At 72.4% G+C, this 16910-nt stretch carries 14 protein-coding genes; 10 read left to right on the forward strand and 4 right to left on the reverse strand.

Annotated elements, in window-relative coordinates; translation table 11 throughout:
• Nucleotides 1-121: 121 nt before the first annotated feature.
• From CFK41_RS00005 to CFK41_RS00015, 3 genes are all read left to right on the forward strand, one after another.
• On the forward strand, nucleotides 122-1423 hold the full coding sequence (locus CFK41_RS00005) for a mechanosensitive ion channel (protein ID WP_227873140.1): 1302 nt from the start codon (nucleotides 122-124) through the stop codon (nucleotides 1421-1423).
• 119 nt (nucleotides 1424-1542) lie between these two features.
• Complete coding sequence (locus CFK41_RS00010; protein ID WP_096797814.1) at nucleotides 1543-2097, forward strand: type 1 glutamine amidotransferase domain-containing protein; 555 nt, start codon at nucleotides 1543-1545, stop codon at nucleotides 2095-2097.
• A 19-nt stretch (nucleotides 2098-2116) separates the two neighbouring features.
• On the forward strand, nucleotides 2117-2350 hold the full coding sequence (locus CFK41_RS00015) for a hypothetical protein (RefSeq protein ID WP_096797815.1): 234 nt from the start codon (nucleotides 2117-2119) through the stop codon (nucleotides 2348-2350).
• 7 nt (nucleotides 2351-2357) lie between these two features.
• Here the strand turns inward: CFK41_RS00015 and CFK41_RS00020 are convergent, their stop codons facing one another.
• A complete protein-coding gene (locus tag CFK41_RS00020; protein WP_096797816.1) occupies nucleotides 2358-4004 on the reverse strand; it encodes a DUF4091 domain-containing protein in 1647 nt (548 codons plus the stop codon).
• Between the two features lie 305 nt (nucleotides 4005-4309).
• On the opposite strand from CFK41_RS00020, the gene CFK41_RS00025 reads away from it, so the two are divergent.
• The 6 genes from CFK41_RS00025 to ppsA all read left to right on the forward strand — a co-directional run bounded on the left by CFK41_RS00025 (nucleotide 4310) and on the right by ppsA (nucleotide 12086).
• On the forward strand, nucleotides 4310-4906 hold the full coding sequence (locus CFK41_RS00025; RefSeq protein ID WP_096797817.1) for an alpha/beta hydrolase: 597 nt from the start codon (nucleotides 4310-4312) through the stop codon (nucleotides 4904-4906).
• Between the two features lie 181 nt (nucleotides 4907-5087).
• On the forward strand, nucleotides 5088-6452 hold the full coding sequence (locus tag CFK41_RS00030) for a hemolysin family protein (protein ID WP_096797818.1): 1365 nt from the start codon (nucleotides 5088-5090) through the stop codon (nucleotides 6450-6452).
• The gene (locus CFK41_RS00035) at nucleotides 6449-7489 is read left to right on the forward strand and encodes a hemolysin family protein (protein WP_096797819.1); all 1041 of its coding nucleotides are present in this window, start codon (nucleotides 6449-6451) and stop codon (nucleotides 7487-7489) included. Before CFK41_RS00030 ends, CFK41_RS00035 begins: the two co-directional genes overlap by 4 nt.
• A gap of 33 nt (nucleotides 7490-7522) precedes the next feature.
• Nucleotides 7523-8701, forward strand: a complete 1179-nt coding sequence (locus tag CFK41_RS00040) for an MFS transporter (protein ID WP_096797820.1) — start codon at nucleotides 7523-7525, stop codon at nucleotides 8699-8701.
• A 167-nt stretch (nucleotides 8702-8868) separates the two neighbouring features.
• Nucleotides 8869-9720, forward strand: coding sequence for a pyruvate, water dikinase regulatory protein (locus tag CFK41_RS00045; RefSeq protein ID WP_096797821.1), 852 nt, complete (start codon nucleotides 8869-8871; stop codon nucleotides 9718-9720).
• On the forward strand, nucleotides 9717-12086 hold the full coding sequence (ppsA, locus tag CFK41_RS00050) for a phosphoenolpyruvate synthase (RefSeq protein WP_096797822.1): 2370 nt from the start codon (nucleotides 9717-9719) through the stop codon (nucleotides 12084-12086). Before CFK41_RS00045 ends, ppsA begins: the two co-directional genes overlap by 4 nt.
• A 13-nt stretch (nucleotides 12087-12099) precedes the next feature.
• On the opposite strand, the gene CFK41_RS00055 is transcribed toward ppsA, so the two are convergent.
• Together CFK41_RS00055 and larC are read right to left on the reverse strand one after the other, a co-directional pair.
• The gene (locus CFK41_RS00055; RefSeq protein WP_096797823.1) at nucleotides 12100-12450 is read right to left on the reverse strand and encodes a cupin domain-containing protein; all 351 of its coding nucleotides are present in this window, start codon (nucleotides 12448-12450) and stop codon (nucleotides 12100-12102) included.
• A 43-nt stretch (nucleotides 12451-12493) separates the two neighbouring features.
• Nucleotides 12494-13885: a nickel pincer cofactor biosynthesis protein LarC gene (larC, locus tag CFK41_RS00060; protein WP_096797824.1), complete on the reverse strand. Its 1392-nt coding sequence runs from the start codon at nucleotides 13883-13885 to the stop codon at nucleotides 12494-12496.
• Nucleotides 13886-13929: 44 nt separating this feature from the next.
• Between larC and CFK41_RS00065 the strand changes: the two genes are divergently transcribed.
• Nucleotides 13930-15651 (forward strand): chorismate-binding protein, encoded by a 1722-nt coding sequence (locus tag CFK41_RS00065; RefSeq protein WP_096797825.1) that lies wholly within the window; start codon nucleotides 13930-13932, stop codon nucleotides 15649-15651.
• A gap of 10 nt (nucleotides 15652-15661) precedes the next feature.
• Here the strand turns inward: CFK41_RS00065 and CFK41_RS00070 are convergent, their stop codons facing one another.
• A complete protein-coding gene (locus CFK41_RS00070; RefSeq protein WP_096797826.1) occupies nucleotides 15662-16873 on the reverse strand; it encodes an amidohydrolase family protein in 1212 nt (403 codons plus the stop codon).
• Nucleotides 16874-16910: the final 37 nt, after the last annotated feature.

Genomic DNA, 16910 nt, shown 5'->3' on the forward strand with positions numbered 1-16910 from the left:
CGTCATACTCCATGCTCGGACACGAGGAATCAGGACGATTCCTCGACCGATGATCGACCGGAGATCCTCAGCGCCGGCTTCTGGATTCGGTGACCGATTTCCCTGACCTATGGAGGCTCCCGTGGATTCCCTCTCGAACTTCGACTGGGCGGGGTTGGGACTCAAGATCCTGGCCGCCGTCGTCATCCTCGTCCTCACCGCGATAGTGGCGATGCTCGTCAAGAAGGGCGTCGCCAGCCTGACGCAGAAGGTGCCCGCCCTGCGCCGTCCCGGCGTGGACGGTGCCGCCCTCGGCAACTCCCTGGGCACGATCGCCTCGATGGTCGTCTGGCTCCTGGGCCTGATCATCATCCTGGGCATCTTCCAGCTCTCCCAGGTGCTCTCCCCGGTGATCTCCATGCTCGAGCAGGGCCTCGGGTTCCTGCCCAACATCATCGGCGCCGTCTTCGTCTTCATCATCGGTCTCACGATCGCGAAGATCGTGCGGGCGCTCATCACCACGGCGCTGAACGCCGTCGACTTCGGGAAGCTGCTGGGCACCGCCCAGTCCGGCTTCGACAAGGCCACGGGCGGCGTGACCTCCGCCGGCCGTCCCGCCGAGGCCGCCCAGGGCGCCCCGCACCCTCAGGGCGCGCAGGGTCAGCCCGGCCAGCAGCCCGGTCGTCCGGCCGCTCCGGCGTCGAAGATTCCTGAGATCCTCGCCTCCGTCGTCTTCGCGCTGATCATGATCGTGGTCTCGATCGCGGCCCTGCAGATCCTCGGCATCGCCTCGATCTCCGATCCCGCCTCCGCGATGCTCACCTCGGTGTTCACCGCGATCCCGAACATCATCGCCGCCGCGGTCCTCGTGGGCATCGGCGTGCTGGTGGCCCGCTTCGTCTCCGGGCTGTTCCGCCCGATCCTCGAGGGCTCCGGCATCGACTCCTGGCTGACCAGGCAGGAGATCCTCCCGCAGGGCTCCTCGGCCACCCCGACCGTGCTGCGCGTGGTCGAGATCGCCGTGGTGCTGTTCTTCGCCGTGATGGGCGCCCAGGCGCTCGGCTTCCCGCAGGTCACCGCGATCCTCTCGGAGATCCTCGAGCTGGGCGGCAACGTCCTGTTCGGCGGTGCGATCATCGCCGCCGGCTTCTTCCTCGCGACGATCGTCGGCAAGGTGCTCAAGGGCACCGCCGGCAGCGTCGTGAAGTGGGCCGTGATCATCCTGTTCGCCGCCATGGGCCTGAAGTCCATGGGCGTGGCCGACTCGATCATCGAGATGGCCTTCGGCGCCCTGGTGATCGGCGCCGCCGCCGCGGCGACGCTCGCCTTCGGTCTCGGCGGTCGCGAGTCCGCCGCCCGTCAGCTCGCCAAGTTCGAGAACAAGCAGGCCAGCACGCCGGCCGCTCCGGCGGCCGGTCCCGTGCCGCCGCGCCCGGAGGGCTGATCCGCTCGGACGCAGTGCACGACGTCGAGGCCGCCGCGGGGATTCCTGCGGCGGCCTCGCCTCGTCCCGGGCACCGGTGCTACGGTCGGGATCCCGACGCCCCGACGTGAGGAGACGCCATGAGCAGCACTCTCGAAGGACGCACGATCCTCCTGCTGAGCAGCAACTTCGGCACGGAGACGGACGAGATCCGCGGGCCCCTCGCCGCGCTGCGCGAGGCCGGTGCGACCGTCACCGTGGCCGCCCCGGAGACCGGAGTGGTCACCACGCTGGAGCGGGACCGTGATCCCGGCCCCGAGGTCCCGGTGGACATCACCTACGACAGCGCGACCGCCGCCGACTACGACGCCCTGGTGCTGCCCGGCGGCACCCTGAACGCCGACTCCCTGCGCACCGACGAGACCGCGACCGCCCTGGTCCGCTCGTTCGCGACCGACGGCAAGCCCGTCGCGGCGATCTGCCACGCCCCCTGGCTGCTGGTCGAGACGGGCCTCGCCGAGGGTCGGCGGCTCACCTCCGTCCCGACCATCCGCACCGACCTGACCAATGCCGGTGCGCAGTGGGTGGACGAGGAGGTGGTGGTCGACGACTCCGGCGGCCACCTGCTCATCACCTCGCGCACCCCCGATGATCTCGACGCCTTCCACGCCGCGATCATCGACGCACTCTGCTGAACCGACCGAGGAGAACACCATGACGCAGCCGCAGGAGCCTCTCGAAGACTTCGAGGCCGACGAGACCAGCATCGACGACGCCCTGGAGGCGGGCCGCGTCGCCGGCGAGGATCCCGGATCCCGCCACGCCGACGGCTACGGCCTCGACGCGGACCTCGAGCGGGGCGGCGACGACTCCGCGGCCTCCGAGCAGGGCAACCGGGACGAGGATCGCATGGAGGCGGACGTCCCCGAGGAGCTCCCGGAGCTCTGAGCCCCGCTCAGCCCGCCGCGAGCGCGGCGAGGATCCGCTCGTCCACTGCGCGGCGGGCGGCCAGGTGCTGCTCGACGTCATACGAGAAGGACGAGTACGTCAGCGTGCCGCCCTCGTCGACCAGCGCGACCGCGCTGGGCCGATCGGTGAGCTCGGCGAGCCAGGTCAGGGCCCGATGGTCCGCCATGGCCTGGGCGAACACCCGATGACGCAGCGAGAGCCAGGGCGTGCCGCCCGGGCCCGGGTAGACGGCGAAGGAGTCGCCGCCGAAGAAGGGCCCGCCCGCGCAGGTGTCCTCGAAGGGATCGATCGGGCGCAGGGCGAACTGCGCCCACCAGAAGTTGAAGCCCCAGTGCAGGAACCCGGGGGCGTCGAAGGCGAACAGCTGCCGGCCCAGCACCCGGTTGCGCACCGAGGGCTGGGCGATGAAGCGGTTGGCGACGTCCCGGTTCTGGGAGACGCAGTAGTAGACCCAGGGGCGTCGGCCGGCCTCGAGGAAGGGGCCGACGTGGTTCGTCGCCACGATCGGGGTGTCCACCACGCCCTGCTCGGCGAAGGCCAGGGAGCTCAGGGCGTCGACGACGTCGGCGCCCTCGAGGAGGTCCGCGACCTGCGCCTTCGCGGCGCGGTAGGGCTCGAGCTGGTCCTCGTGGGGCTCGTCGGAGATGTGCCAGAGCACCTGGCCGCCCCAGTGCTCCTCGAGATGGGAGCGCAGCGCCGGGACCAGGGTCTCGAGGAGGCGGCGGTACTCCGGGGAGGTCGCCGGGACGTGCCAGCCGAAGCGGTGCTCGAGGCCGTCGGCCGTCTCCACCTGGATCGCCGGGGTGTGCTGGGCTCCCCACTGCGTGAACAGGTGGGCGATCTCGATGCCGGTGAAGCCCAGGTGCTCGCAGATCCCCAGCCAGCGGTCCAGGAGCGTGAGGTCGACGATGTACTCGCCCTGCTCCTCGCGGATGCCCACGAGCTGCACGAACGGGCGCGTGGTGCCCTCGGCGGTGTCCAGCGGCGGGGTCCAGGTGGGGGTGAGCACGCTGGTCACGTCCATCTCCCGCGCCGAGGCGAGGAAGGCCTCGATGAGCTCCCAATGCCGCTCGGAGAACACCGGGGTGTCGTAGTACGTCGAGAGGCTGTCGGCGTGGAACCAGTGGGTGTTCGTGATCGTGAGCGGCGGCAGGGCATGCGGGTGCACGAGCAGGGTCGCGGTGTGCTCGGCGAGCACCGGCCCGCCCTCGGTGTCCGAGAGGGCGATCGTGAGCTCGTGGGTGCCGGGCTCGGCGTCGACGACGTCGATCCAGAGCGCCTCCCAGATCCCGCGGCCCAGCTCCACGGTCTCGTCGGCGAGCGGCTCGAGCAGGTCGGGGTACTCGCCCGGCGTCGTGGCGAGGTAGTGCTCGTCGGCGTCCTCGGGGGCGGGATGGGAGACCGGGACGCGACGCACGGCGTGGACCCGGGCGCGATCGACGAGGTCTCCGGACAGGCGCACCCGCAGGGAGGACGGATCAGGAGATGCGCCGTCGTCGAGGCGCACGGCGATCTGCAGCGAGAGCACCTCTCCGAGGAATCCGGAGGCGTGCGCACCGCCGATCAGCGTCGCCGGGCGCGGGGAGTCCGCTCCCAGCACCTTCTCCAGCGAATCGATCAGGACTGACTGCACAGGGCTCTCCTCGGGAGGGACGGCGGCGTCGCAGGGCCTCGTGGCCCGCGACCATCCTTCCACCGTTTTAATCCGTTGACCCTCCCGTCGGCCGGTCCTACCGTGGTCGAACACACGGAAGGAGGTGATCCGAGAAGTGATTTCTTATCGGACTTGTGAGGTGGCTCGCCGCTGAGGCGACCGTTCATCCGGACGCGCAGCGAATTCCACCGAGCTGCCGGGACCCCCAGGGGTCGGAACTCGTCCCTCCGACCAGCGCACCGCGCGACCTGGGGGTCTTCCCCTGCCCGAGTACCCTTCCCCTCATGACCAGCACCCTGCCTCCCGACGAGCACCGGCCCGTGATCCTCCTGCTCCACGGCCTCGGCAGCCACGAGGGGGACCTCGCCGCCCTCACCGGCTTCCTGCCGGAGGACTTCGACTACGTCGCGCTGCGGGGGATCCTCGCCCACGGTCCGGGCTACGCCTGGTTCGAGATGCCGGTGGACCCCGATCGCCCCGAGGCGATCACGCCCGCGGCCGAGGCCGTCGAGGGCTGGATCGCGGAGCAGGACCGCCGTGTGGTCGGCGCGATCGGCTTCTCCCAGGGCGGGCTCCTGGCCCTGCACCTGCTGCGGCGCGATGCCCGCGCTCTCGATTTCGTCGTGAACCTCTCCGGCCGTCCCTTCCCGGCGCCGATGCGCGGTGATGACGCGCTCGCCGACGTGCGACCGCCGGTCTTCTGGGGTCACGGCGGCCTGGACCCGCTGTTCGACGAAAAGATCGAGGAGCAGGTGCGCGAGTTTTTGAGCGCCCGCACCCGGCTCGAGGAGGAGCGCAGGCCCCACCTCGGCCACGCCGTCGACGAGGTCGAGCTGCGCGCCCTCGCGGGCTTCCTGGAGCGGCGGGCGGCGGATCTCTGAGGCGTCCTGCACAGCCCGCCCCGCACCCAGGGTGCAGGTTGTAGCATTCCTGCATCCCCCACCGAGACACGGCGGGGCATGAGGAGCACCAGGAGATCATGAGCGCCGCCAGCGACGCACCCAGTGACAGTCCCAGGCCTTCGGGCCTGCACTCACTCACAGCACTCGAGGGGATCCGTCCATGGATCTGATCGGTCCCCTCGTCTCCCTGGCGATCGGCCTCGTGCTCATCGCCGCCTGCGGCGGCTTCGTCGCCGCGGAGTTCTCCCTGATCACCGCCAACCGCAATGAGGTGGAGGCGGCCGCCGCCTCCGGCGACAAGCGCGCCGGCGGTGTCCTGCAGGGCATGAAGACCCTCTCCACGCAGCTCTCCGGGGCGCAGCTGGGGATCACGGTCACCAACCTGGGCATCGGCTTCCTCGCCGAGCCCGCGATCGCCGCCCTGATCGGCCCCCTCCTCGTGGACGCGGGACTCGGCGCGGTCGCCGCCCGCTCCGTCTCCGTCACGATCGCCCTGGTGCTCGCCACCGGGATGACGATGATCTTCGGCGAGCTGGTCCCCAAGAACCTCGCGATCGCCGAGCCGCTGCGCACGGCGAAGGTCGTGGTCGGCTTCCAGCGACTGTTCACCACGATCTTCAAGCTGCCCATCCGCCTGTTCAACGGCAACGCCAACGCCGTGGTCCGCGCGCTCGGCGTCGAGCCGCAGGAGGAGCTGAGCTCCGCCCGCAGCGCCGACGAGCTGTCGGTGCTGGTCAAGCGCTCGGCGGATGAGGGCGCCCTCGCGGAGGAGACCGCCTCGCTCGTGCAGCGCACGCTCGCCTTCGGCGATCGTCGGGCGCATGACGCGATGGTCCCCCGCGGCCGCATGGACTCCCTCGAGGTCGACGAGACCGTCGCGGATATGCTCGAGCTGGCTCGTGTCACCGGCCACTCGCGCTTCCCCGTGCTGGACGACGAGAACGAGATCGTGGGCGTCGCCCACATCCGCCACGGCCTCGCCGTGCCCTTCGACGAGCGGCCCACCACCCGGGTCGACGCCGTCATGGGCACCGCGACCTTCGTGCCGGACACCGTGCCGCTGGATGACCTCATGGACACCCTGCGCTCGGGCGGCCTGCAGATGGCCGTCGTGGTCGACGAGTTCGGCGACCACGCCGGGCTCATCACCCTCGAGGACCTCGTCGAGGAGATCGTCGGCGAGGTGCGCGACGAGCACGACGAAGAGACCGACGACACCCCGGAGCCCGACGGCTCCTGGGATCTCGACGCCCGGATGCGGCCCGACGAGGCCACGGAGCGCCTCGCCGTCACCGTGCCCGAGCACGAGGACTACGACACCCTCGGCGGGCTCGTGACCATGGAGCTCGGCCGCCTCGCGGAGGTCGGCGACGAGGTCGTGGTCGACACCGATCCCGCCCCGGGGGAGACCCCGGCCCGGCTGCGGATCCAGGTCACCGAGGTGGACGGCATGCGGATCGAGACGGTCCACGTGAAGGTCGAAGCGCTCCCCGATGAGAACGCGGACGAGGAGGACGGACGATGAGCACCGGAACCGGACTCGCCCTCACCCTCCTGCTGCTGGTCCTGAACGCCTTCTTCGTCGGCGCCGAGTTCGCGCTGATCTCCGCCCGGCGCTCGATCATCGAGCCGAGGGCGCTCGAGGGCAGGTGGGCCGCGAAGGTCACCCTCTCCGCGATGGAGCAGGTCTCGCTCATGATGGCCGGCGCGCAGATGGGCATCACCGTGTCCTCCCTCGCGCTCGGCGCGATCAGCGAGCCCGCCATCGCGCACCTGCTCGAGGTGCCGCTGGAGGCGTTCGGCGTGCCGGGAGCCTTCACCCACCCGATCGCCTTCGTGATCGCGCTGGCACTGGTCACCTACCTGCACGTGGTCTTCGGCGAGATGGTGCCCAAGAACATCGCGCTCGCCGGGCCGGAGCGGATGGCTCTGATCCTCGCCCCGATCCTGATGGGCGTGGTCACCGTGCTGCGCCCCGTGCTGTGGCTGCTGAACTCCTGCGGCAACCTGGTGCTGCGGATGCTCGGTGTCACCCCGAAGGACGAGGTCACCAGCGTCTTCACCCGCAACGAGGTGGCGGCGATGGTCAGCGAGTCCCGCGAGGGCGGCCTGCTCGAGGACAACGACGAGGCGCTCCTGCTGGGCGCGCTCCGCTTCGAGGCCCGCAGCGTCGCCAACCTCGTGATCCCGCTCGACCAGGTCTCCAGCCTGCCCGACGGCGTCACCGCCGCCCAGGCCGAGGCCGCCGCCGTGGAGGGCTACTCGCGCTTCCCGGTGCGGGGCCCCGGGGGCGCGCTGATGGGCTACGTCCACATCAAGGACCTGCTGGACTCGGTGCAGGAGCACCGCGACCAGCCGATCCCCGCGGAGCGCATCCGCACCCTGCCCCGCGTCGGCGGCGACCAGCCGCTGCGGGACGCGCTCGCCGAGATGCAGGACTCCGGTGCTCATCTCGGCGCGGCGACCGACGAGAGCGGCGAGGTCATCGGCATCGTCACCCTCGAGGACATGCTCGAGGAGCTCGTGGGCCAGATCCGCGACGACTCGCGGCTCGCGGCCTGACCGGGTCGCCTCTTTCCCTTCCCAGGAGCCCCTGTGCCCGTCTCCCTCGCGCGCCGTCGCTGGGCGCTCTCTGCGCTGTTCCTGCTGCCGGGGCTGTGCGTCTCCTCCTGGGTGACGCGCACCCCGGCGGTGCGGGACCTGCTCGACGCCTCGACGGCGCAGATGGGGCTGGTGCTGTTCGGCCTCTCCGTCGGCTCGATGGCCGGGATCCTCTCCTCCGGTCCGCTCGTGATGCGGTGGGGGACCCGGCCGGTGGTCGCCACGGGCTCGGGGCTGATCGTCCTCGCGATGCCCGTCATCGCGATCGGCGCCGCGGCCGGGCTGCCGCTGCTGACCGCCGCGGGGCTCGCGCTGTTCGGAGCGGGGATGGGCGGCGGCGAGGTCGCCATGAACATCGAGGGGGCCGACGTCGAACGGCTCGGCGGGCGGCCCTTCCTGCCCGCCCTCCACGGCTGCTTCAGCCTCGGCACCGTGATCGGTGCGGTCCTGGGCATCCTCGCCAACGCGGTCTCGTTCCCGGTGGTGGCGCACCTCGTGCTCGCCGGGGTGCTCGGCGCCGCACTGCTCGTGTGGGCGATGCGCGCGATCGCTCCCGGCGTGGGTCGGGTCGCGCCGCAGGAGCGCGGCGGCCCGGCCCCGGTGCGCGGCCCCGCCCTGTGGAAGGACGCCCGGCTGCTGCTGATCGGCGGGATCGTGCTGGCCATGGCGCTGGCCGAGGGGACCGCGACCGACTGGCTCCCGCTGGTGATGGTGGACGGCCACGGCTTCGACGCCACCCTGGGCTCGAGCATGTTCGCCCTGTTCGCCGCGTCGATGACCATCGGCCGCTTCGGCGGCGGGCCGATCGTGGCCCAGGTGGGGCGCCCCCGCGTGCTCGCCGTCAGCGCGCTGTTCGCCGCGACCGGGCTCGCCCTGATCTCCCTGGTGGACAGCCAGATCGTGGCCCTGATCGCGGTGGTGCTGTGGGGCCTCGGCGCCTCGCTCGGCTTCCCGCTCGCGCTCTCCGCAGCGGGGGACTCGGGCGCGAACCCGGCCGCTCGCGTCGCGCTCGCCTCGACGATCGGCTACCTCGCCTTCCTCGTCGGCCCTCCCACCCTGGGGCTGCTCGGCGAGGAGATCGGGCTGCGGGGCGCGCTCGTGGTGCCGCTCGCGGTGGCGCTGGTCGCCGTGCTGCTCGCCCCCGCCACGGCCTCGCGGGCGAGGACTGCATGATCCTGCGCGAGTGAACGCGCACGTCGCAGAGCTCGTGCACGGAGTCGGTGAGCCGCGCCACCTTCGCGCCCGATCCCGCCCCTGACCGGGCCTCACGGCTACGGTGGCCGCAGCACATCGACGTGTCCCCGATGCTCCGGCATCGGGCCGGAGCAAGGGGCCGCCCCATGAACGCTGATCTCCCGATCCCGCCGCCGCTGAGCCCCGCCGTGCCGGTCTTCTTCATCTCCGACTCCACCGGCATCAGCGCGGAGACCATGGGCAACGCCCTGCTGCTGCAGTTCCCCTCGGTCCCCTTCGAGCGCCGGCTGATGCCCTTCGTGCGCACCGTCGAGGAGGCCCGGGAGGTGCGCCGCGATCTCGACGCCGCGATGGACTCCGGCGCCTCCCCACTGGTGTTCCTCACCGTGGTGGACGAGGCCGTGCGCGAGGAGCTGCGGGCCACGAGGGCCCCGGTGATCGACTTCGTCAGCGGCCATCTCGCCCAGCTCGAGGAGCGGCTCGGGGTGGCGGGCGACCACGCCCCCGCCCGTCTGCACGGGGTGGGCGACTCCCGCCGGTACAACCGCCGCATGCAGGCCGTGGAGTTCGCGATCGAGCACGACGACGGCCAGTCGGTCCGAGCGATCGAGAAGGCCGACGTGGTGCTCATCGGCCCCTCCCGCTGCGGCAAGACCCCCACCAGCATGTACCTCGCCCTGATGCACGGCATCTTCGTGGCGAACTATCCGCTGGTGGACGAGGACCTCGCCGGGGAGGTGCTGCCCGCCTCGATCGCCCGCATCGCCGACCGCTGCTTCGGCCTGCTCACCTCGCCCGAACGGCTCTCCACCGTGCGCGGCGAGCGGCGCCCCGACTCCCGCTACGCCTCCCTGGAGCAGACCCGCTGGGAGCTGTCCCGGGCCCGCCGCGTCTACGACGTGCACGGCGTCGGCTTCGTCGACTCCTCGAACAGATCCGTCGAGGAGATGTCCACCCTGATCCTGCAATCGCTCGCCCTACGAAGGAGCACGCCATGACCCAGAGCATCCGCCCGTACTCCGAGCTCGGCATGTCGGACCTCGAGCAGGTGGGAGGCAAGAACGCCTCCCTCGGAGAGATGGTCTCGAACCTGACCCGCCTCGGGGTGCAGGTCCCCGACGGCTTCGCCACCACCGCGGACGCCTATCGCGAGTTCCTCGGCGCCACCGGCCTCGCCGAGCGGATCGACGAACGCCTGCAGGGCCTGGACACCGAGGACACCCTCGCGCTCGCCGAGGCCGGGAGGGAGATCCGGGAGCTGGTCGTCGCCCAGCCGTTCCCCGCGTCCCTCGAGGCGGACATCCGCACCGCCTACGAGCAGCTCGCCGCCGGCAGCGGCGAGGAGGCCTCCTTCGCCGTGCGCTCCTCCGCGACCGCCGAGGACCTGCCCGACGCCTCCTTCGCCGGCCAGCAGGAGACCTTCCTCAACGTGCGAGGGATCGACGCGGTGCTCACCGCGATCCGCGAGGTCTTCGCCTCCCTGTACAACGACCGCGCGATCGCCTACCGGGTCCACCACGACTTCGAGCACGCCGCGGTGGCGCTCAGCGCCGGGGTGCAGAAGATGGTGCGCTCGGACCTCGGCGCGAGCGGCGTCATGTTCACCGTCGACACCGAATCCGGCTTCGACCAGGCCGTCTTCATCACCTCGGCCTACGGGCTCGGCGAGGGGGTGGTCCAGGGCGCGGTCAACCCCGACGAGTTCTACGTGTACAAGCCCGGGCTCCGCGAGGACCGCCCGGCGATCCTCAAGCGCGCCGTCGGCGAGAAGGCCACCAAGATGGTCTACACCGAGGACCGCGCCGTGGGCCGCACCACCGAGTTCGTCCCCGTCGACCCCGCCGAGCGGGGACGGCTGTCGCTGACCGACCAGCAGGTCGAGGACCTCGCTCGCCAGGCCCTGATCATCGAGGACCACTACGGCCGGGCGATGGACATCGAATGGGGCCTCGACGGCGCCGACGGCGGCCTGTACATCCTCCAGGCCCGCCCGGAGACGGTGCAGTCCCGCGCCGGGAACACGGTGGAGAAGTACCTCCTGACCTCCCGCGGCCCGGTCCGCGCCGAGGGCCGGGCGATCGGCGCGAGGATCGGCGCCGGCCCCGTGCGGGTGCTGACCTCCATCGACCGGATGCACGAGTTCCAGCCCGGCGAGGTGCTGGTCGCGGACATGACCGACCCCGACTGGGAGCCGATCATGAAGCGCGCGAGCGCGATCGTCACGAACCGCGGCGGGCGCACCTGCCACGCCGCGATCATCGCCCGCGAGCTGGGCATCCCCGCCGTGGTGGGGACCGGCACCGCCACCGAGGAGCTGCGGGACGGCGACGAGGTGACCGTCTCCGCCGCCGAGGGGGACACCGGCTTCGTCTACGAGGGGCTGCTGGACGTCACCGTCTCCCGCTCCGAGGTGGACTCGATGCCGCCGCTGCCCACGAAGATCATGATGAACGTGGGCAACCCCGAGCAGGCCTTCGGCTTCTCCCGCCTGCCGAACGCGGGGGTGGGCCTGGCCCGGCTCGAGTTCATCGTGAACCGCCAGATCGGCATCCACCCCCGGGCCCTGCTGGAGCCCGAGCGGCTGGACGCGGAGACCGCCGCCCAGGTCGCGGAGAGGATCGCCGCCTACGCCTCGCCGCGCGAGTTCTTCGTGCAGCGGGTCGCGGAGGGGGTCGCGACCATCGCCGCCGCGTTCGCTCCGGAACCGGTGATCGTGCGGATGAGCGACTTCAAGTCCAACGAGTACGCGAACCTGCTGGCCGGGACGGTGTTCGAACCCGAGGAGGAGAACCCGATGATCGGGTACCGCGGGGCGTCCCGCTACCTCTCGGAGGACTTCGCGGAGTGCTTCGCGATGGAGTGCGAGGCGCTGCGGTACGTACGGGAGGACATGGGGCTCTCGAACGTGAAGATCATGATCCCGTTCGTCCGCACCCCTGCGGAGGGCAAGGGCGTGATCGACCTGCTGGCCGGGCACGGGCTCGTGCGCGGCGAGAAGGGCCTCGAGGTGATCATGATGTGCGAGATCCCCTCGAACGCCGCCACCCCGGAGCTGTTCCTCGAGCACTTCGACGGCTTCTCGATCGGCTCGAACGACATGACCCAGCTGACCCTCGGCCTGGACCGGGACTCGGCGCTGGTCGCCGACGCCTTCGACGAGCGGGACCCGGCGGTGCGGTTCATGCTCTCCCGCGCGATCGAGGCCTGCCGCGCGGCGGGGAAGTACGTGGGCATCTGCGGCCAGGGCCCATCGGACCACCCCGACCTCGCGCAGTGGCTGCTCGACCAGGGCATCGCCTCGATGTCCCTGAACCCGGACACCGTGGTGGACACCTGGCTGCGGCTCGCCGGGCAGGGGACCTGAGGGCGGGCGGGTGTCAGCCCTCGGGGGCGGCGTGGCTGGTGGTGTCGTGCTGGGAGGTGACGGTGGTGAGCAGGAAGGCGGAGTCCTCGAGCGCCTCCACGGTGTGGCGCACGTGGGTGAGCGCCTCGAGGGCGCCGGCCCGCAGCACCACCGGCTCCTGACCGGTCACGCGCAGGCTGCCGTGGATCACCTGGATCGACGCCGCCGGCGGGGAGTTGTGCTCGGAGAGCTCGGCGCCCTCCCGGAGGGCGATCACCGTCTGCCGCAGGGGGCCGTCGTGGATCAGCAGCTCGGCGTGGCGGCCGTTGGGCGCCTCGCGGGCGAGGGCGATCGCCATGGTCATCGCGTCGGTCAGGGCAGCCATCACAAACCTCCTGGGAATGGCGGTGGTCCCTGCCCAGTATCCGTCAGGAGGCGGGATCCGTCAGCCCGGCGGCGGATTCGCGCGCCAGATCGAGCATCGCGCGCTCGCTGATCCCGAGCACCCGCGCCGCCGCGGCGACGTCCCGGAACTCCGGCTCCCGGCGCACCACGAGCCCGGCGGGATCGCGGGCGATCTTCACCGCGATCCGCTGCCCGCGCACCTGGACCTCGGTGAACTCGCGGGTGCGGATCTCCCGCTCCACGCGGTGACGGCGCACGCCGAGGCTGCCGGTGCGGTCCATGAGCAGGGCGGAGACCTCTCCCTCCGTCCCCTCGCGCACGAGCGCATGGATCGTCACCGCGGGACGGCCGTGCTTCATGCTGATCGGGGTGAGCCAGGCGTCCAGCGCCCCGCGCTCGAGCAGCTCGTCGATCACTCCCGGCCACAGCCGCGGATCGAGGTCGTCCACGTTCGCCTCGAGCTGGAGGGCGGCGGCGGGGGTGTCGTGCGCGTCGGCCGCCGGGCCGAACGGTCGGCCCACGAGCACGCGCACCACGTTGGGCCGGCCGGGGGTGTCCTTGGTGCCGGCGCCGACGCCGAGCGCCTCGGTGAGCAGCATCGGCTGCGGTCCGGCGGTGTCGGCCAGGGCGCGCAGCAGGGCCACGCCCGTGGGCGTCGCGAGCTCGCCGATGCCGGGGGCGACCCCGGCGGGGACCCGTCGGCCGCCGTGCTCGTGCGGGCCGCCCTGGGCGTGGGCGGGCAGGCTGGAATGGTCGTGGTCGTGGTCGTGGTCATGAGGGTGGTCGTGGCTGTGGCTGTGGCTGTGCCCGTGGCTGTGCCCGCGGGGCGGGAGCAGCTCCCCGGCGACCGTCGGCCAGCCGAGCGCGAGGCGCGCCACGGCCGGGACCGGCACCGGGATGTCCCCGTGGGCCGCGCGGATCCGGCCGGAGCCGACGGCGAGCACGCTGCCGGTGGCCTCCGCGATCCCCAGCTGGCGCCACGCCTCGCAGGCGCCGATGACGTCGGCCAGGGAGTCCAGGGCGCCCACCTCGTGGAAGTGCACGTCGTCGGCCGGGACACCGTGGGTGGCGCCCTCCGCCTCGGCGAGGCGGGCGAACGCGGCGAGGGCCAGGTCGAGGGTCCGCTCGGGGACGTCCTCGCGGCCCCGCGAGTCCTCGAGCAGGGCGCGGATCGATGCCCAGGTGCGGTGCGGCGGGTCCTCGACCAGCACGTCCACGTCGATCTTCACCGCGCGCTGCCCGCCGCGGTCCACGTCGGAGCGCACGAAGCGGACCGAGCCGGGGACGAGCGCGTCCAGCACCCGCTGCACCCCGTCGAGGTCCGCGCCGGCGTCGATGAGCGCCGCCAGGAGCATGTCACCCGCGATCCCGGCGGTCGCGTCGAGGTAGGCCAGTCGGGAAGCGGTGAGATCCATGATGACGATGCTAGTGCGCGCTGGTCATCAGGCATCATTCCCTCATGCCCTGCCTCGCCCCCGTCGCCCGCTTCGACGATGTCCTCGCGGGGCGCAGCCTGCAGTTCGGCCGTGCCGACCGGGTGATCCGGGCGGACCGGCCGGAGGAGGTGCGGCCCGCTCTCGCCGCGGTCCAGGAGGCTGTCGCGGGCGGCTCCTGGGCGTTCGGGATGATCGGTTACGAGGCCGCCGCGGGCCTGGATCCTGCGGCGCGGGTGGCTCCGCCCCAGGAGGGCCTGCCGCTGGTGTGGTTCGGGCTCGCCGCGGCCCCGGATCCCGACCCGGGGCCGCTCACCTCGGGGGAGGGCTTCGCGGTCTCCTCGTGGACTCCCGACTGGGACCGGCGGGCGCATGCCCGGGCCGTCACGGCGGTGCGCGCGGCGATCGCCGAGGGCGAGACCTACCAGTGCAACCTCACCACCCGCCTGCGCGCCCGCTTCGCGGGGGACCCGTACGGGCTGTACGGGGAGCTGGCGCGTCGCCAGCACGGAGCGCACCACGCCTACCTCGACCTGGGGCGCCACACGGTGGTCAGCGCGAGCCCCGAGCTGTTCTTCGCCGGGGAGGACGGCCTGCTGACCACCGCTCCGATGAAGGGCACCGCCGCCTCCCGGGAGGCCCTGCTCGACAGCGAGAAGGATCGCGCCGAGAACATCATGATCGTGGACCTGCTGCGCAACGATCTGGCGCGGGTGTGCGAGCCCGGGAGCGTGCAGGTCACCGAGCTGCTGCGCGCCGAGGAGTATCCGACGCTGTGGCAGCTCACCTCCACGGTGCAGGGCCGGCCGCGGGAGGGCGCCGACCTGGTCCAGGTGCTCGAGGCGCTGTTCCCCTGCGGCTCGATCACGGGAGCGCCGAAGCTGTCCACCATGGCGCTGATCGCCGAGCTCGAGGACTCCCCGCGCGGCGTGTACTGCGGGGCGGTCGGGTACCTCGCGCCGGGGCCCCGGCTCCGGGCCCGCTTCAACGTCGCGATCCGCACCGTGCTCGTCGATGCCGCTGCCGGCTCCGCGGTCTACGGCGCCGGCGGCGGCGTCACCTGGGCCTCGACCCCTGAGGGGGAGTACGACGAGCTGCTGGTCAAGGCCGCGGTGCTGCCGACGGGGACCACCGAGCCCTTCGCGCTGCTGGAGACGTTCGCGGTGGTCGACGGGGTCGCCGGGAATCTCGAGCGGCACCTGGAGCGGATGCGTGCATCGGCCGCGGAGCTGGGGATCCCGCAGGATCCGGTCCTGCTCGAGCGCGTCGCGCGGGAGGCCGTCGCCGAGGCGGAGGAGTCGGTGCTGCTGCGCCTCGCCCTGCGGCGCGACGGGTCGCTCTCGACCACGTCGCGGCCGCTGCGGAGCGCGCCCGGGCCCGTGCGGCTCGCGATCGACACCGTGCGCAGCCGATTCCCCGCCGGGCTCAGCGGCCACAAGACCACCGTGCGGGGGCACTTCACGGCGGCCCGGGAGCGCCATCCCGGCGCGGACGACGTGGTGCTGCTCGGTGAGCACGGACGGGCCGTCGAGACCACGATCTCCACGCTCGCCGCACGGATCGACGGCGTCTGGTGCACTCCGCCCCTCGCCGACGGCTGCCTGGCGGGCGTGGGCCGAGCCCTGGCCCTCGAACGGAACGACCTGGTGGAGCGGCCGCTGAGCGTCGAGATGCTGCGCGGCGCCGACCGGCTCGCGGTGCTCAGCTCCGCGCGGGGACGGCGGGCCGCGGAGCTGGCCGAAAGCTGAGCCGCGCCCCTCAGAGCGCCAGCTCGCCGCCCTCGACCACGACCCGTCCACCGGCCAGGACGACCTCGCGACGGGCGGCGCGCAGCAGGGCGTCGGGCACGTTCTCGGCGTCCACGAGCACCACGTCGGCCCGGGACCCCACGACCAGGTCGTGCTGGTCGCGGTGCACGAAGGAGGCGGAGTCGGTCGAGGTCAGGCGCACGGCGTCGACGAGCTCCTCGTCGTACCGCAGCCCGTGCAGCCGGGCGAAGCCGAGCGCGATCCGGAGCATGTCCCCGTCGCCGTAGGGGGACCACAGATCGCGGATGCCGTCGGTGCCGAGGCCCAGGCGCAGCCCGTGCTCGCGCATCGACGCCCAGGGCAGCCGGCCCCGTCCGGGCGGGGCGACGGAGGCCCAGGAGATCCCGGCCTCCGCGAGCGCGGCGACCAGCTCCGTCTGGCGGGTGCCGGAGACGTCCCCGAGGGCGAAGCCGTGGGAGACCGTGACGCGGCCCTGGAGGCCGGCCTGCACGGTCCGCTCCGCGAGCAGCTCGAACTGGAAGACGCCCAGGTCGTTGCCGTCATGGATGTGGATGTCGAGCCCCACCTCGCGGTGCACCGCGATCTCCACCAGGCCGTCCAGCTGCGCGACCGGGTCGCGGTCGATCCCCGCGGGGTCCAGGCCGCCGATGCTCGCGGCGCCCTCCTGCGCGGCGCGGTCCAGCAGCTCCAGGACTCCGGGCCGACGGATCACGCCGTCCTGCGGGAAGGCGACGATCTCCACCTCGAGGGCGCCGTCCAGCCGCTCGGCGGCCGCGCGCACGGAGGCGATCCCGTCGAGCCCGACCCCGAGATCCACGTCCACGTGGGTGCGGGTCGCGGTGGTGCCGTGGCGCAGGAACTCCTGCATGACCAGCTCGGTCGAGTCGGTGCTGGGGATCCCCAGCGCCCCGCGCTCGGCCCGCTCGTGGGCGATGCGGCCCTGCGTGGTGGCCTCACCGCCGTAGGACACCCACGGCTTGCCCCACCAGCTCTTGTCCACGTGGGCGTGCGAGTTGATCAGGCCGGGCAGCGCCAGCAGGCCGCGCCCGTCGAGGCGGTCGCCGCCCTCCGGTGCCGGGGCGTCGGCGCGGTGCGGTGCGAGCGCGGTGATCACCCCGTCCTCGATGGTGATGTCGGTGGGCGCGCCACCCCAGGGGCGGACGTCCTGGAGCAGGATCGAGCGGCGGGTGCGAGAGGACATGTCCGAACGCTATGTCACGGGGCAGGGCGCCGAAAGT

Source organism: Brachybacterium ginsengisoli (genome assembly GCF_002407065.1).
GTDB lineage: Bacteria > Actinomycetota > Actinomycetes > Actinomycetales > Dermabacteraceae > Brachybacterium > Brachybacterium ginsengisoli.

Bases quoted from the DNA above. Each gene is read 5' to 3' on its own strand.
- ppsA (WP_096797822.1), top strand. From the start codon at position 9,717: ATGACCCAGAGCATCCGCCCGTACTCCGAGCTCGGCATGTCGGACCTC.
- CFK41_RS00015 (WP_096797815.1), top strand. From the start codon at position 2,117: ATGACGCAGCCGCAGGAGCCTCTCGAAGACTTCGAGGCCGACGAGACC.
- larC (WP_096797824.1), bottom strand. From the start codon at position 13,885: ATGGATCTCACCGCTTCCCGACTGGCCTACCTCGACGCGACCGCCGGG.
- CFK41_RS00070 (WP_096797826.1), bottom strand. From the start codon at position 16,873: ATGTCCTCTCGCACCCGCCGCTCGATCCTGCTCCAGGACGTCCGCCCC.
- CFK41_RS00010 (WP_096797814.1), top strand. From the start codon at position 1,543: ATGAGCAGCACTCTCGAAGGACGCACGATCCTCCTGCTGAGCAGCAAC.
- CFK41_RS00045 (WP_096797821.1), top strand. From the start codon at position 8,869: ATGAACGCTGATCTCCCGATCCCGCCGCCGCTGAGCCCCGCCGTGCCG.
- CFK41_RS00065 (WP_096797825.1), top strand. From the start codon at position 13,930: ATGCCCTGCCTCGCCCCCGTCGCCCGCTTCGACGATGTCCTCGCGGGG.
- CFK41_RS00035 (WP_096797819.1), top strand. From the start codon at position 6,449: ATGAGCACCGGAACCGGACTCGCCCTCACCCTCCTGCTGCTGGTCCTG.
- CFK41_RS00025 (WP_096797817.1), top strand. From the start codon at position 4,310: ATGACCAGCACCCTGCCTCCCGACGAGCACCGGCCCGTGATCCTCCTG.
- CFK41_RS00030 (WP_096797818.1), top strand. From the start codon at position 5,088: ATGGATCTGATCGGTCCCCTCGTCTCCCTGGCGATCGGCCTCGTGCTC.
- CFK41_RS00055 (WP_096797823.1), bottom strand. From the start codon at position 12,450: ATGGCTGCCCTGACCGACGCGATGACCATGGCGATCGCCCTCGCCCGC.